Raw genomic sequence first — 16,289 nt, forward strand, 5'->3', positions numbered from 1 at the left:
AGCAAACAACCATCGATAAAATATACAGATTATGTGTGGAATTGTAGGTTACATAGGCCATAGAGATGCCTATCCTATTATTATAAAGGGTTTACAGCGCTTGGAGTACAGAGGTTACGATAGTGCGGGAGTTGCGCTATATGACGGTAAAAATATCAACCTATCCAAAACCAAAGGAAAAGTTGAAGACCTTAAAAAAAAGTCTGAATCAACGATTTCTTTGGATGGTACCCTGGGAATAGGCCATACCAGATGGGCTACGCATGGTGTTCCTAATGACGTAAATTCCCATCCTCATTACTCAAATTCAGGAAACCTGGTCATCATCCATAACGGTATCATAGAAAATTATGAATCCATAAAAAAAGAGCTCATAAAGCGAGGCTATAGCTTTTCTTCGGATACCGATACCGAGGTATTGGTTAACCTTATCGAGGAAGTTAAAAATACCGAGGATGTGAAATTGGGAAAGGCAGTGCAAATAGCTCTAAACCAAGTGGTAGGAGCTTATGCAATCGCCGTTTTTGATAAAAATAAGCCAGACGAAATCGTAGTGGCCAAGTTGGGTAGCCCTTTAGCGATAGGAGTTGGTGAAAATGAATTCTTTATTGCCTCGGACGCTTCCCCCTTTATTGAGTTTACGAACAATGCGGTGTATTTGGAAGATGAGGAAATGGCCATAGTACGGTTGGGCAAAGAGATTAAACTTCGTAAGATCAAGGATGACGCCATTGCCTATCCCAATATTTTGGAGCTACAATTAAATCTTGAAGAAATAGAAAAAGGCGGGTATGAACATTTTATGCTCAAAGAAATATATGAGCAGCCCAGGGCGATCTTAGATACGTACCGGGGAAGGCTTTTAGCTGACAAAGGCCTCATTAAAATGGCGGGAATAGATCAGAACTTGGAAAAGTTCATGAACGCCAACAGAATAATTATTGTGGCCTGTGGTACATCTTGGCATGCGGGATTGGTGGCTGAATACATTTTTGAGGATTTGGCAAGGATTCCCGTTGAGGTAGAGTATGCTTCGGAATTTAGATATAGAAATCCGGTAATAACCGATAAAGACGTGTTGATTGCCATTTCCCAATCCGGGGAAACTGCAGATACGTTGGCCGCTATCAAATTGGCCAAAGAAAACGGGGCATTTGTATTCGGGGTCTGTAATGTAGTTGGTTCTTCCATAGCTAGGGAAACCCATGCAGGGGCTTACACCCATGCCGGTCCCGAAATTGGCGTGGCTTCTACAAAAGCATTTACGACGCAGATTACCGTACTTACTTTGCTGGCTTTGAAATTGGCCAAAGAAAAAGGGCAATTTTCAGAGTCTAAATATCATGAACTTTTAACGGAGTTGGAAACTATCCCCAATAAGGTTGAAAAAGCGTTGGAGTCCAATCCCTTAATCGAAATTATCGCCGATGTGTACAAGGATTCTACAAACTGTCTGTACTTGGGCAGGGGGTATAATTTTCCAGTGGCCTTGGAAGGGGCTCTAAAGCTTAAGGAAATCAGTTACATTCATGCGGAGGGTTATCCTGCGGCTGAGATGAAGCACGGCCCTATCGCCTTGATCGATGAGCAAATGCCAGTTATCGTTATAGCTACCAAAAAGGGGCACTATGAAAAAGTCGTAAGTAATATTCAAGAGATAAAATCAAGAAAAGGGCAAATAATCGCGGTAGTTACCGAAGGGGATGAACAGGTAAGGGAATTGGCCGATCATGTTGTAGAAGTTCCCGAGACTTTAGAAAGTTTGACTCCGTTACTGACTACGATTCCGTTACAATTGTTGTCATACCACATAGCTGTAATGCGCGGTTGTAATGTGGACCAACCCCGTAATTTGGCCAAGTCGGTCACCGTGGAATAAACTAGGTAATTCATAGTATAGCATACAAAAAACCATGAACTATGTTCATGGTTTTTTGTTTAGCTTTATGAAATAAGCATTTTCAATACTTCATTTTTATGAAAATAATACTATGCATGCATAATTTTTTTTAATTTATGATTTTTCATTCGGAAAAATAGGTATCTTGCACGTAACATAGTAACTAAATAACTCAAATAGTATGCGAACAGTATTTCTTATCCCCCTGCTGTTATTGGGGACATTTGCATTTTCACAGACCAAGGTTACCGGAACCGTTCAGGACGAAAACGGTACTCCTATTCCTGGGGCCAACGTAGTCATAAAAGGAAAAGCTATTGGAACCACTGCTGATTTTGACGGTAATTTTATTCTTGAAACTGAAGAAACACCACCTTTTCAGTTAGAAATTACCAGTATTGGCTACTCCGGTGCAACCGCTGAGGTCACATCCAACAATCAAACACTCTCCATTACCTTACAGGAGGCTCAGACTTTTTTGGATGAGGTCGTAATTTCTGCCTCCAGGACTCCCGAACGAATTTTTGAATCCCCGGTTACGGTTGAGCGTTTTGGGATTCAGGAGATAAAGAATACGGCTTCGGCAAGTTTTTATGGCGGTCTGGAAAACCTAAAGGGTGTAGATGTAAACACGAATAGTTTAACTTTTCAATCTGTAAACACCCGCGGTTTTGCAACTTTTGCCAATACCCGTTTTATGCAATTGGTAGATGGTATGGACAACTCTACACCGGCCTTGAATTTCCCTATCGGTAACTTGGTGGGTATGATCGATACCGATGTCTTGAGTGTAGAACTATTACCAGGGGCCTCATCGGCACTTTACGGAGCGAATGCTTTTAATGGTATATTGTTTATGCGAAGCAAAAGCCCATTTGATTATCAAGGGATAAGTGTTTCGGTAAAGCAGGGCGTAACATCCCAAGAGGCAGCGGGCACCAACCCATATACCGATGTAGGAATAAGGGCTGCGCATAAATTCAGTGATAAATTCGCTGTAAAATGGAATTTTGGATATTTGGACGGTACCGATTGGGCGGCAACCAGTGAGGTCGATAAGTTTGACCCGAACAGGACAAGAGCCGATTTGGACTATGACGGTATCAATGTATATGGTGACGAAGTTTCACAAAATTTAAAGAGTGTGGCAACCACCTTGGAAGGTCTAGGTATTTTGCCTGCCGGAGCAAACGCTTTGGTACCTTCTGTAGATGTAAGTAGAACAGGTTACAATGAAAGTGATCTTACCAATTACACCGCTCGCAGTATAAAATCTGATTGGGGTCTTTACTACAGACCCATAGAAGGTAATAATTTGGAGCTTTCATATGTTGGAAAAGTGGGTACAGGGAACACCATCTATCAAGGAACCAACAGGTACAATATTGCCAACTTCTTTCAAGAGCAACATAAATTGGAGATTAGGAACGATAATTTTTTCTTACGAGGTTATGTTGTAGCCGACAAAGCGGGAGATTCCTACGATATGGTATTTACCGGTATCAACATCAACCGTGCTTGGAAAGATGATCAAACGTGGTTTGGAGAATATGCGGGAACCTATGTGCAGGCTACCTTGGGTGGCGCTACTGATGCACAAGCCCATGCAGCCGCTAGGGCGCAAGCCGAATCTGGCCGATTTTTACCGGGTACACCAGAATTTCAAAATGCATTTGACAGGGTAATACGAAATCCTGATTTGTCAGAAGGGTCACAATTTAGGGATGCATCAAAATATTACCATGCCGATGCCAACTACAATTTTGGTCACTTACTCGATTGGGCGGAAATTCAAGTCGGAGGATCGTTTAGGCAGTATAGTTTAAATTCCTTTGGTACAATTTACACGGATTCCGATGGTCCAATTGATTACAATGAATTTGGTATTTATTCCCAGATTCAGAAAAATATAAATTTAGCTGGCGAGAAAAGTTTAAAGTTGACCGGTTCGGTGCGCTATGATAAATCTGAATTTTTTGACGGTTTCTTCTCGCCAAGGTTGTCCGCTGGTTTGACTTTGAATAGAGACCACAATATTAGGGCTTCGGTTCAAACAGGTTTTAGAAACCCGACTACGCAAGATCTGTTCATTGGTTTGGATGCAGGAAGGGCCATATTGGTAGGTTCGGCTCCCGATAATCTAGATAGATATACAAGAACCTTTAACGATGTGAGTGGAGCTGGACAGTTACTGGGACAGCCTGCAAGTATTACTCAAACTGCTGCCAACGCTTACAATAATTCATACACGCTCAATTCGGTCGAAAGATTGGGAGAGACGGGTAATCCCGCCGATTTGGAAATTGCAAATCCTGATATTGTAAAACCTGAACAAGTCACTTCATTTGAGGTGGGTTATCGTGGAAAGGTAAACAAACTGGTTATAGATTTTAGTACATACTATAACCAATATAAAGACTTTATCTCTCAAGAGGTAGTCGTAGCTCCATACTATGGTACGGTAGGTGATGGGTCGCTTTCAGTAGCTTCAATAGCCAATGGGGATTTCCAAGCCTACGGTACATACACCAACTCGGATGCAGACATTAGTTCCTATGGTGCATCTTTAGGACTAACGGCCAAAGTATTTGGTAACTTTGACTTGGGAGGTAGTTATACTTATACTAGGGTGGAATTTGATAGAGAGGCCAATCCCGACTTTTTGTTGAGTTTCAACACACCTGAACACAAATTCAAGGCATCTTTTGGAAATGAAGCCCTGTTCAAAAATTTTGGATTCAACGTAAATTACCGTTTTAGTGATGACTTTTTCTGGGAAGCTACTTTTGGTAATGGTGTAGTGCCGGAATTTCATGTTGTTGATGCACAAATCAACTATTCCATACCCAGCATAAAATCCACATTCAAGGTTGGGGGCACCAATCTTTTGGGAGATGAGTACTTTACAGGTTTTGGTACGGGCTTTATAGGCTCTATGTATTATCTCTCATGGACTATCAATAACTAATTGAAAATAAAATTTGAATAGAAATGAAAAACTACAAATATATATTCCTAGCATCATTACTGATCGCTTTTACTGCGTGTAATGATATCGAAGATGTTTTGCCGTTCCCAGCTGAAGTGCCGGAAGATTTGCCAACGCTTACGGCTGGTTCAGCGGATTTTTCCAATTATGTTTCTCTCGGAGCGTCTTTCACTGCCGGTTTTAGTGATGGGGCGTTATTTAGAGCTTCACAGGAGAACTCTTTTCCAAAATTGTTGTCTGATCAATTTGCTCTGGCCGGTGGCGGAAGTTTCACCCAACCGTTGATGGAGGACAATACCGGAGCATTTCTTGGTGTACCGACAAGTCAAATAGGGTATAGGTTGATTTTCAACGGTTCGGGCCCTCAACGTTTAAACGAGTTTTTCGCAGCTCAAGGAGCTCCAGCACCAAATCCTACCACCAATCCTACTACCAATTTGGGAAGTACATTCAACAATACTGGCGTTCCTGGAGCCAAAAGCTATCATCTTACTTTTCCCGGTTACGCTGCTGCTAACCCATACTATGCACGTTTTGCTACTTCATTAACTGCGACTATGCTTGGCGATGCCGCTGCTCAAAACCCATCTTTTTTTACACTTTCTGAAATAGGGGGCAATGATGTTTTGAGTTATGCCACATCGGGAGGTGTAGGGGTAGATCGTACGGGAAACCCTGATGCGACTCAGTATAGTCAATTGGATATTACAGATCCAGGATTGTTCGGACAGGTTTTTCAAGGGGTTATCTCTCAATTGACAGCTAACGGTGCCAATGGGGCTGTAGCGAATTTACCTAACATTACTGATTTACCTTTTTTTACTACGGTACCGAACAACGCATTGGTCATCGATGCAGCGACGGCAGCCAATTTAACCGGTTTTTTTCAAGCGGTTACGGGTATCTTCACCCAAAGCCTTATACAGCAAGGCGTTCCACCCGCCAATGCGCAGGCTTTAGCTTCACAATACGCTATTACCTTTGAGGAAGGTGCTAATCGGTTTCTTATAGATGTACCGGTTTCAGAAACCAATCCTCTTGGTTTTCGGCAAATGACCGAAGACGAACTTCTACTTTTGACTATTGATAGGACGGCATTGGCACAAGGTTACGGGTCTGTCGTTTTAACTCCTGACGTACTTCAAGTACTAGGGCTTTTACGTGCAGGTGGAACTCCGTCGCCAGAACAAGCGGGCCTTGTCTTAGCGGCAATCAGCGGTATTGATGATAAAGATGCTTTGGATAGCGATGAACTTTTAAGTATAAAAAATGCTACCGACGCCTATAATACGACCATAGAGTCAGTTGCTAATTCTGCAGGATTGGCTTTTGTAGATTTGAAATCAGTTTTAGAACAAGCCAAAACTTCCGGTATTACCACGGGTGATTATACGTTAACGGCCAACTTGGTAACGGGAGGTTTGGTAAGCTTGGATGGTATTCACTTAACATCAAGGGGTTACGCTGTAATGGCTAACGAATTTTTAAAAGCTATTGATGCCACCTATGGTTCTAATTTTGAAGCATCCGGTAATTTGTTGGATGTAGGGGACTACCCGACCAATTATTCTCCAACGCTTCAATAAGCAACTGAATATCAATTTATACCATAATACAGGAAGGTGCTTTTTGAGCACCTTTTTTGTTTGTCAAAAAAGAGAAAAAACAGTTTTGGTTTAAAATGTAATAGCATATCTTTGCAGCCGGAAAAAAGGGCAAGTATTCTTGGCTTAATTCTTTTAAAAAAACAATACGCTTTCATAACATAAACACAAAACAATGTCTAAAGTTACAGGTAAAGTTTCTCAGATTATCGGACCCGTAATCGATGTGGAATTTGAATCAGGTGCAGAACTCCCAAAAATTTACGATTCCTTGGAAATAACCAAAGCCGATGGTACCAAATTGGTGCTGGAAGTGCAATCGCATGTGGGTGAAAATACGGTTAGGACTATCTCTATGGATTCTACCGATGGTATGAGCAGGGGCGTTGATGTTGTGTCAACAGGAAGCGCTATTCAAATGCCTATTGGCGATGATGTTTATGGGCGTTTGTTCAATGTTATTGGAGATGCTATTGATGGTTTGGGCGATTTGCCAAAATCAGGCAAAGATGGGTTGCCAATACACAGAGAAGCCCCAAAGTTTGAAGACCTTTCCACTTCTACCGAAGTGCTTTTCACGGGTATCAAGGTAATCGATTTGATCGAGCCTTATGCCAAAGGAGGTAAAATTGGTCTTTTTGGTGGAGCTGGTGTTGGTAAAACCGTATTGATACAAGAGTTGATCAACAATATTGCCAAAGGCCATGGTGGACTTTCGGTTTTTGCAGGGGTAGGGGAAAGAACACGTGAAGGGAACGACTTGCTTCGCGAAATGTTGGAATCTGGAATTATAAAATATGGTGATGACTTTTTGCACTCCATGGAAGAAGGCGGATGGGATTTGACCAAGGTTGATAAAAAAGCCATGAAAGAATCCAAGGCGACTTTCGTTTTTGGACAAATGAACGAGCCACCGGGGGCACGTGCCCGTGTCGCACTTTCAGGATTGACCATTGCAGAATATTTTCGTGATGGTGCGGGCGAGGGACAGGGAAAAGATGTTCTTTTCTTCGTAGATAACATTTTCCGTTTTACACAAGCAGGTTCAGAGGTTTCCGCACTCTTAGGCCGTATGCCTTCAGCGGTAGGATATCAACCTACTTTGGCTACCGAGATGGGTGCCATGCAAGAGCGTATCACTTCGACCAAAAGAGGTTCAATTACTTCGGTACAAGCGGTTTATGTACCAGCGGATGATTTAACGGATCCGGCACCTGCGACGACATTTGCCCACTTGGATGCAACTACCGTACTATCACGTAAAATCGCCGAGTTAGGTATTTATCCAGCAGTGGACCCATTGGATTCTACTTCTCGTATCTTAACGGCCGATATTTTAGGGAATGATCACTACGCTTGTGCCCAACGAGTAAAAGAGTTGTTGCAGCGTTATAAAGAGCTTCAGGATATTATTGCCATCTTGGGTATGGAAGAGTTGTCCGAAGAAGACAAATTGGCTGTAGGTAGGGCAAGGCGTGTACAACGTTTCCTTTCCCAACCTTTCCACGTAGCAGAACAATTTACAGGTCTTAAGGGTGTTTTGGTTGATATTAAAGATACCATTAAAGGGTTCAACATGATAATGGACGGTGAGTTGGATCATTTACCAGAGTCTGCCTTCAACCTTAAAGGAACAATCGAAGAAGCTATTGAAGCTGGAGAAAAAATGTTGGCAGAAGCTTAATCAAATTACGAGTTTAGAGTGTAGCGCTCAGAGTTGCCCATCACTCATAACTCCTAAATCTGAACTTAAAAAACATGTATTTAGAAATCGTATCTCCTGAAGCAACTTTGTTTGCTGGTGAAGTTACCTCGGTAACGGTACCGGGAATAAATGGTGAGTTTCAAATGTTGAACGACCACGCACCTATTATTTCCCTATTGCAGGAAGGCACCGTAAAAGTAGAGGGCGCTATAAACATAGATGAAGCTCATGAAAACAAATTTTCAAAAGACGCTTCTGGGAAAACCATACTTTCTATTTCAAGCGGCACTATTGAAATGAAGGATAATAAAGTGATTGTTTTGGCGGATTGATATCTAATCCCGTAAAAAATATAAATGGTTGCTTGGCATATGTCTAAGCAGCCATTTTTTATTAGCGATACTCCAATATATCTCCTGGCTGGCAATCCAATGCCTTACAAATAGCTTCCAAAGTAGAAAAACGAACCGCTTTTGCCTTGCCCGATTTTAAAATGGAAAGGTTGGCTTCTGTTATCCCAATAACTTCGGCCAATTCTTTACTCTTCATTTTACGTTTGGCGAGCATTACATCCAAGTTTACGACTATACCCATGTTATATCGTTAAGTCGTTTTCTTCTTTAAGCAAAGAGCCTTTTTCGAGAAGATTAGCTATAATCAAAATAAGTATTGCTAATATCATTAAAGGAAACCATTTTGATAAAATACCAGAGACATGGCCTATAAAATGTCCTAAGAAATAACCAGATTGATAGGCTATACTTCTATTTTCAACTACTTTATAATCACTAAGTAAATCGTAACTCAGAGCGAAATCAAAGATAATGGCGATAATTGAAAAGATAGATATTCCTTTTCCAATAGTGCGCAGCGATTTCGTATTTTCCCTTGCAAAACTTCCTGCCTAGAAAATTCATTTGCTATTACCCACAATTTTAAAAGATTGAACAGGAGAAAAGCGATAGCCAAACTAATTATAAGTAGTATTGTCATCAACCAAGTATCGGATAATTGTTCTGGTAGTTTCAAACCTATAATTTGGCTTGTATCAAATTTACCTTTTAATAAATAGGCGTATATTTTACCAAATACCAATAATAACTGAATACCTACAAAAAAAATAAAACCACTTATTAGCCATTTAAACAATCGAGAAAGTTTCATAATTATTTTATATTTATTATTGTTTAACAATAATAAATATAAAATAATTATTGAAAAACAATAATTAAATATCTAAAAAAGATAATTGGTTAGTTGGCTTTCAACTATTCCCTTTTCTTTCAATACTTTTTGGTAGAAATTTTGCTTTCATTTTCGTTTAAATAAATAGAACGGGATAGATTAGTCTGCCAAAACTATTTTTGTAGATGTATTGCTTAAAAAAAGTTTGCTATCGCCCCCCTGATTTTATGTGTGATAAATAAGTATATCCACATGCATGACAAGAATATTTATGAGAACATGGATCTCCTCGATTTAACATTAACTACCATATATCTAAAGAGCTGGCAAACACAATACAAATTAATACTAATCTTGCCATGATTACTTTTCATTATGTATTCATATGTTAGTCTGATTCTATTCAGTACATTTTTTTGGCTGTATGTCACTATATTATCTTGAGTATTTTTATTGTTTGACGATTGCACGAAGTTCTGCCCATTCTAACTATCAAAGTGTCGGCCATTATATGGCGAAGTCTCAGTGGTCACTTTATAGTGTACAAAATTCCTAGAAATTTGTATAGGTGTTGGTTTGCATAGCTGCTGAGGCGAAAAACACTTCGAGAATGTGTAAAATAAAATTTATGATGTTTTTTGTACCTAGCGAAAAACTATTTAAAACAGGATAATGTTACATTTGCCAAATGCAGGATTTACCAGAAAAGCTAAATCAAAAATTAAAGGATAGAGCTGCTGAAAACGCAATTCGTCAGTTGCCAAAAAACTTTGGCTTGATAGATTTTTCGTCCAATGATTATTTGGGGTATGCCAAAAATGAAACCATATATTCCGATACTTTTCAATTACTTTTGAAAAAGGGAGTCCATCAAAATGGGGCCACTGGGTCACGTCTATTGTCGGGGAACCATGATTTATACGTGCATTTAGAAGAGTTTTTACAACATTTTCACAATAGCAAGAGTGCTTTGGTCTTTAATTCGGGATATGATGCCAATATTGGTTTTTTTGGCGCAGTTCCCCAACGGGGAGATTTCATTTTGTACGATGAGTACATACATGCCAGTATACGTGACGGCATACAAATGAGTCACGCAAAACATTACAAGTTCAAGCATAATCATATAGAAGACTTAAAAAAGGGGATTGAACGTTGCGAAAATATCTCGGCATCGAACGCGAATATTTACGTAGTGACAGAATCCGTTTTTTCAATGGATGGGGATTCCCCGGATTTGAAAGCGTTGGTAAAGATTTGCGAAGAGTGCCAATGTCATTTAGTTGTTGACGAGGCGCATGCCGTGGGAGTCTACGGAAAAAAAGGGGAAGGTTTGGTACAGCAATTGGGTCTGGAAAATAAAATTTTCACTAGGATAATTACCTTTGGGAAGGCTATAGGCTGCCACGGTGCGGCTATCTTGGGCAGTAAAGCTTTGAAAGATTATTTGGTGAATTTTGCCCGTAGCTTAATATATACAACGGGTTTGTCGCCACACTCCATAGCTACCGTTCATGCTGCTTATTCGTATATGAAAAAATGCGAGGGGCACGATCAAGAACTACTCTTGGGCAACATCGATTTTTTTCATAAAAAAGTAAAAAAATTGGGTTTAACGAAGCATTTTGTAACAAGTTCGTCCGCTATACAAAGTTGTATTGTTCCCGGTAATGATACGGTAAAATCCATATCCCGAAAATTGATACAAAAAGGTTTTGACGTGAAGGCCATTTTGTATCCTACCGTACCTAAAGGCCAGGAACGCTTGCGTTTTTGCTTGCATAGCTATAATTCAAAAGAGGAAATCGGGTTGGTTTTAGAGTTATTGTCCGCTTATATTTAAAAATGAAACAGAAATTCTACACACTAGCTTCCTTTGAATATGTTGCCGATGTGCAGATCGTGAAAGGTAAATTGGAGTCAGAAGGCATTTCTGTTTTTCTAAGGGACGAGAACACACTCAATTCGGACCCATTGATAAGCAATGCCATTGGTGGGGTAAAATTACAGGTATATATCGAGGATAAGGAAAAAGCCGTTGCGGTCTATGATGAAATTAGGGCGTATGCCCAAGATGAAAATGGTAATCCTGTGGTATGTCCCAATTGTAAGTCGCAAAAATCAGAGGCTTATTATGTGAGAAAGGGAATTTTTTACAAGCTTTTCCCTTTTTTTGAGCCAAGAAAATACAAATGCTTAAATTGTGGTATAATCACAAAACCAGAATAAAATGCAGCAGATTTTCGTTACCGGAATTTCTACCGATGTAGGCAAAACCATCGCTTCGGCGATATTTACCGAAGCTTTGGAAGCTGATTATTGGAAGCCCGTTCAAGCTGGAGATTTAGAAAATTCCGATAGCCATAAAGTTGCCGATTTAATTTCCAACTCGCGAACGGTCATCCATAAAAATAGTTATGCCCTAACACAACCAATGAGTCCCCATGCCGCTGCTGAAATTGATGGTATTCACATAGATACTTCAAAAATCGTTGAACCAGATACAAAAAACCATTTGATCATTGAAGGTGCGGGCGGACTTTTAGTCCCCCTGAACGACTCGGATACGATATTGGACATTGTTATGCCCAATTATAAAGTTGTTGTGGTCTCCAGGCATTATTTGGGCAGTATCAACCACTCCCTTTTGACCATAAACTGGTTAAAACAAAAAGGGTATGATGTGTCCGTACTGTTTAGTGGAGTTTCAAATCCTCATACCGAACAAATTATTTTACATAAAACAGGGGTTTCTCTTATCGGAAGGATAGATGAAGAGGCGAATTTTGACAAAGCGGTCATAAAAAAATACGCCGATAAATTCAAACATATTTTAGAGACCCTCTAACCTTTGGTAAATATCCGCTTTTTCAACCGTGGTTAAAATCTCGTAGTGTTTTTCAAGATAAGTATTGATGTATGCATTTTCTTGTACCAGGTCCAAGTCAAAAATAGATCGGTTGCTTCTACCCACGATTGTTTTTGGCCTTAATTCCTCTAAAATATACTTCAATTCTTCCATAGAGGTTTTTCTGGGGTTATCGTAGAATTTGAACATTTCGTCCTTACAGATATTGCTGGGATGCGTTGCCGCTTTTGTAGGAGGGTTTACTCCCAGTACCCAATACCCGATATGGTATTCCAAGAACAAGATATGGGAGGTATCCAATTTGTTGTTTTTAATATAAGCAGGGACCGATATCCCCTCACCGTTATAAAAAGTTCCCCTTTCCCATTTATTTTTGATAATATTACCGTATTCCAGATAAGCTTCGACCGGTAACAAAATCAAGACCAAAAAAGCTATTTTTTTATAATCGACTTTTTGGATAAAACTTAATTGACCCAAAACTATTGCCACTAAAACAATTAGAATAGGGTGAAGTTGAATCAAATAATGTCCGTTTACCCTTCCCCCTTTTACAAAGGAAAGCACCACGCCTATGATGGATACTAATAATAGTTGAACGACAATATTTTTAAAGTCGATATATTTTTTTTTCCATGCAACAAGAAAAAAAACTGTCAAAACAAGTATTAAGGGAGCCATTTTAAAAATGGAATAACGTCTGGCATTGGCATATTCTAATGGGGCTTGTACGACGGATTTCCACCATAAGTCAGAGATACCCTGAAAATAATAGGGCAGAATCGTAAGCCCTATAATCAATAAAATTCCAAAACCGTAGGCAGAGGTGTGTAAAAAACCATCAACGTATTTTTTTTCCCTTACGTATGAGTATATGAGATATAGGCCGATGAACAATATGGCATATGCCATATTGAGTTTTACCATAACAGATACCCCCAAAAGCAATCCGGTGCAAAATACGGTAAAAAAAGTATGTTTTTTCGTAAGTAGGTATAGAGCAGGCATAAAAAACGCCATAGTGATATGTTCGCTCATTACGCCTTGCAAACTGCCAAATGAGCTTTGTAAAAAAACACTGAATATGGCTGCCCAAAATGCAACTTTTTTTGAGGTTAAACCTGCTGTTATCCGGTACGTAAAAAAGGAGCTGATCACCACTAGAAGTGTCCCAAAAAAACGTACGGCGAAAATACTCTTTCCAAAAACCGAAATAATACTGGCAAAAAACAGGAAGGTCAGCGGTGGCTTTACATCCCAAAGCTCCGTGAAAGGTAAATGCCCGTTTACCCAAGATTGGGCCACCAATATAAAAGTACTCTCGTCGCGGTCTACATAATCCCTAAAAAAAAATGGGAAGCGTACCATTAATGCAACAATACATAAAATAAGGAAAACCCTTGTCAACCTTAGTTTTCCATAGTCGGGTGTCAATGATTTTATAAGGTTGTTCAGCATTGATTTTGAGATGAATTGCCCATCTTTGCAAGATAGAGAAAACCAAGCTCATCAAAATAATCTGATTTGGAAAATCTTTCTAAAAGAGATAAAAAGCATTTATGGCATCCGTTGACCCAACACCAAACGGCCAATCCCCCCATTGCTATTGTAAAAGCAAAAGACGCTTTGCTCTGGGATGAACAAGGTAACGAATATATAGATGGTATCGCATCTTGGTACACCGCCATGTATGGGCATTGTAACGATTATATCGTTGAAGCCATGCAAAAACAAATGCAAACGTTGGACTTTGTTATGTTTAGTGGCTTTACCCATAAGCCTGCTGTGGAACTTTCCGAAAAATTAATGGAAATCCTGCCCATAAATCAATCCAAGATTTTTTTTAATGACAATGGTTCTACCGCAATTGAAGCAGCTATAAAAATGGCTTTACAATATTATCATAACAAAGGCGATAAAAGAGATACTCTTATTGCTTTTGAAGATGGTTTTCACGGCGATACGTTCGGTGCCATGAGTGCTTCGGGGTTATCGTCGTACAACGGGCCTTTTGAGGATTTTTTATTGAAAGTAAAACGTATACCTGTTCCACAAGATGATACTATAGAAGAGATATCGGCACAATTAAGAAAAATTCTTGATACCCACGATTGTGCGGCATTCGTTTTTGAACCACTGGTCCAGGGTGCGGCAGGGATGAAATTTCATTCGGCAAAAGGTCTTGATGCACTTATCAAAATATGTAAAATCACTGATGTTCTTTGCATCGCCGATGAGATTATGACCGGTTTTGGTAAAACAGGTAAAAATTTTGCAAGTGATCATTTAGAAAACAAACCGGATATCATTTGTTTGAGCAAGGCACTAACGGCAGGTATGTTTCCCTTGAGTATTACCAGTTGTTCCCAAACTGTTTTTGATGCCTTTTTGAGCGATACCGTGTCAAAGGGTTTTTTTCACGCACATACCTTTAGTGCGCACCCTTTAGGTTGTGTCGCGGCTCTAGCAGGCATTCAACTTTTATCGTCTCCTGAAATTTTGCATAGGAGAAATTACATAGAAAAAGCCCATACAGAATTCGCATCTAGTATCGCTAACCATTATAAGGTAGAGCATGTGCGCTGTTTGGGAGCCATATTGGCCATTGATTTGGATGTAAAAATGGATAGATATGGTGGTTTACGAGATAAGCTATATCAATTTTTTATGGACAAAGGAGTTGTTTTACGCCCCTTGGGAAATACCATTTATGTATTGCCACCCTATACGATTACAAATGCCCAATTACAGAAAATCTATGATACTATCGTAAAGGCGATAGAAGTTTTCTAGTCATTTTGGCCCTTGGCCAAAGAATACCTGCCTTTCAATTTCATCTTGGCTACTCTAGTTTTATTAAAGCCTTACATTGTCACGATGTGCTTTTCGTATCAAGTATAAATCGTACCATAACCTAAAAAAATAAGAAAGCCTTACTTTAGATTCGCCACGGTTTATCCACCGCTTTACAGGTATTTCCTCCATTTTTTCCAAAGCGGCCTCTTTTCCAAAATGACCTAGCATTCTGCTAAAGAGTTCAACATCAAAAAGCCATTTGGATATAAAGGGTTTTTCGAACATAATTTGGGTGAGTTCGGTTTTGAAAACCTTGCATCCACATTGCGTATCGTACACTTTAATTTCGAGAATATTGGAAATAAAAGTTGCGATGATGCGACCAAAGAGAAATCGTGAAAATTTACGCTCCACTACAGAACCTATTTTCAAGATTCGCGACGCAAAGACAAAGTGTTTTTTAGCAGTGAGAAAATCCAAATACGAATAACATTCCTCTAGCGAGGTAGCTAAGTCGGCATCCAAATATCCTAAAACCGGGGCTATTTGGTTCTTTGAGCAGTATAGAACACCTTTTTGTACCGATGCTGCTTTTCCCAAATTACCGGTATTGGATAGCACGGAAACCTGATTTGGAAAATCAATTGAAAACCCGTTCAACAAGTTTAATGTGTCATCGTCAGAAGCGTCGTTCACGAAACAGATATGTGCATTTGGGAAATTGCCCAAAAATTTTTTGAACTCTGTTTTCGGTAGTCGTGTAAACTCATTATAACAGGGGACGACAATGGCGATTTTGGGCTGCATGTATTATTCTACGGGATATTTTTCCAGTAAATCTACATTTTCTTCGCTAACTTCGACCCTTATCTCTTTATAATCCCAAGTGTCGCCTTCCCCGGTTGCATCAATATAAAGTATGCCTGTTCTTTTTGGCCCTGCAATAGGAATGGTCATTTTTGCATTTTTGTCCCCATTTGTCCAATTAATGTTACCTTGTACCATCCCATCTTTTTCAATGGGGGAACCCAACAATTCAATCATTTGTTCATCTTGGTTTATAAGTTCAAAGGCATATTCGTATGGTTGTGAATCTTCCAAAATTTTGGTTACGCCAAAAAACAGAGAAGCAAAGAAAACTATAAAAATCACAATAAGGGTAAGACATCCACCTAGGGGAACCACCCATTTCCAATTACGTTTCCACCAGCTGGGTTGGGGCACTAATTCATTGTTCATTG

Annotated in this window: 13 protein-coding genes and 1 pseudogene; 9 read left to right on the plus strand and 5 right to left on the minus strand. The window is 39.6% G+C overall.

Translation table 11 applies throughout. The annotated features are described in order from the left end of the window. Positions 1 to 31 precede the first annotated feature (31 nt). The 5 genes from glmS to HYG79_RS09620 all read left to right on the plus strand — a co-directional run bounded on the left by glmS (position 32) and on the right by HYG79_RS09620 (position 8,530). On the plus strand, positions 32 to 1,879 hold the full coding sequence (glmS, locus tag HYG79_RS09600; protein WP_179241879.1) for a glutamine--fructose-6-phosphate transaminase (isomerizing): 1,848 nt from the start codon (positions 32 to 34) through the stop codon (positions 1,877 to 1,879). A gap of 202 nt (positions 1,880 to 2,081) precedes the next feature. After that, positions 2,082 to 4,868 (plus strand): TonB-dependent receptor, encoded by a 2,787-nt coding sequence (locus tag HYG79_RS09605; RefSeq protein WP_179241880.1) that lies wholly within the window; start codon positions 2,082 to 2,084, stop codon positions 4,866 to 4,868. Between the two features lie 23 nt (positions 4,869 to 4,891). Next, positions 4,892 to 6,475, plus strand: a complete 1,584-nt coding sequence (locus HYG79_RS09610; protein ID WP_179241881.1) for an SGNH/GDSL hydrolase family protein — start codon at positions 4,892 to 4,894, stop codon at positions 6,473 to 6,475. A gap of 193 nt (positions 6,476 to 6,668) precedes the next feature. Next, on the plus strand, positions 6,669 to 8,177 hold the full coding sequence (gene atpD, locus HYG79_RS09615; protein WP_179241882.1) for a F0F1 ATP synthase subunit beta: 1,509 nt from the start codon (positions 6,669 to 6,671) through the stop codon (positions 8,175 to 8,177). A gap of 74 nt (positions 8,178 to 8,251) precedes the next feature. Beyond that, positions 8,252 to 8,530 carry a F0F1 ATP synthase subunit epsilon gene (locus HYG79_RS09620; RefSeq protein ID WP_179241883.1) on the plus strand — a complete coding sequence of 93 codons (279 nt, stop codon included), beginning with the start codon at positions 8,252 to 8,254 and terminating at the stop codon, positions 8,528 to 8,530. A 61-nt stretch (positions 8,531 to 8,591) separates the two neighbouring features. On the opposite strand, the gene HYG79_RS09625 is transcribed toward HYG79_RS09620, so the two are convergent. Together HYG79_RS09625 and HYG79_RS18280 are read right to left on the minus strand one after the other, a co-directional pair. Beyond that, positions 8,592 to 8,792, minus strand: a complete 201-nt coding sequence (locus tag HYG79_RS09625) for a helix-turn-helix domain-containing protein (protein WP_179241884.1) — start codon at positions 8,790 to 8,792, stop codon at positions 8,592 to 8,594. A gap of 1 nt (position 8,793) precedes the next feature. Then, positions 8,794 to 9,084, minus strand: a pseudogene (locus HYG79_RS18280) (hypothetical protein); the annotation flags it as partial. Positions 9,085 to 10,071: 987 nt separating this feature from the next. On the opposite strand from HYG79_RS18280, the gene HYG79_RS09635 reads away from it, so the two are divergent. From HYG79_RS09635 to bioD, 3 genes are read left to right on the plus strand one after another with little or no spacing between them, the layout of a single operon-like run. Next, complete coding sequence (locus HYG79_RS09635; protein ID WP_179241885.1) at positions 10,072 to 11,226, plus strand: aminotransferase class I/II-fold pyridoxal phosphate-dependent enzyme; 1,155 nt, start codon at positions 10,072 to 10,074, stop codon at positions 11,224 to 11,226. Between the two features lie 2 nt (positions 11,227 to 11,228). Beyond that, positions 11,229 to 11,612, plus strand: coding sequence for a putative signal transducing protein (locus HYG79_RS09640; RefSeq protein WP_179241886.1), 384 nt, complete (start codon positions 11,229 to 11,231; stop codon positions 11,610 to 11,612). Between the two features lies 1 nt (position 11,613). After that, positions 11,614 to 12,231, plus strand: a complete 618-nt coding sequence (bioD, locus tag HYG79_RS09645; protein ID WP_179241887.1) for a dethiobiotin synthase — start codon at positions 11,614 to 11,616, stop codon at positions 12,229 to 12,231. On the opposite strand, the gene HYG79_RS09650 is transcribed toward bioD, so the two are convergent. Beyond that, on the minus strand, positions 12,217 to 13,710 hold the full coding sequence (locus HYG79_RS09650; protein ID WP_179241888.1) for an ArnT family glycosyltransferase: 1,494 nt from the start codon (positions 13,708 to 13,710) through the stop codon (positions 12,217 to 12,219). The two genes, bioD and HYG79_RS09650, sit on opposite strands and share 15 nt — an antisense overlap. A 66-nt stretch (positions 13,711 to 13,776) precedes the next feature. Between HYG79_RS09650 and bioA the strand changes: the two genes are divergently transcribed. Further along, positions 13,777 to 15,045, plus strand: coding sequence for an adenosylmethionine--8-amino-7-oxononanoate transaminase (bioA, locus tag HYG79_RS09655; protein WP_179241889.1), 1,269 nt, complete (start codon positions 13,777 to 13,779; stop codon positions 15,043 to 15,045). A 63-nt stretch (positions 15,046 to 15,108) separates the two neighbouring features. Here the strand turns inward: bioA and HYG79_RS09660 are convergent, their stop codons facing one another. Together HYG79_RS09660 and HYG79_RS09665 are read right to left on the minus strand one after the other, a co-directional pair. After that, positions 15,109 to 15,855: a glycosyltransferase gene (locus tag HYG79_RS09660; RefSeq protein ID WP_179241890.1), complete on the minus strand. Its 747-nt coding sequence runs from the start codon at positions 15,853 to 15,855 to the stop codon at positions 15,109 to 15,111. 3 nt (positions 15,856 to 15,858) lie between these two features. Continuing rightward, positions 15,859 to 16,287 (minus strand): cytochrome c oxidase assembly factor Coa1 family protein, encoded by a 429-nt coding sequence (locus HYG79_RS09665; RefSeq protein ID WP_179241891.1) that lies wholly within the window; start codon positions 16,285 to 16,287, stop codon positions 15,859 to 15,861. Positions 16,288 to 16,289: the final 2 nt, after the last annotated feature.

This window comes from Costertonia aggregata, assembly GCF_013402795.1.
GTDB classification, from domain to species: Bacteria; Bacteroidota; Bacteroidia; order Flavobacteriales; family Flavobacteriaceae; genus Costertonia; species Costertonia aggregata.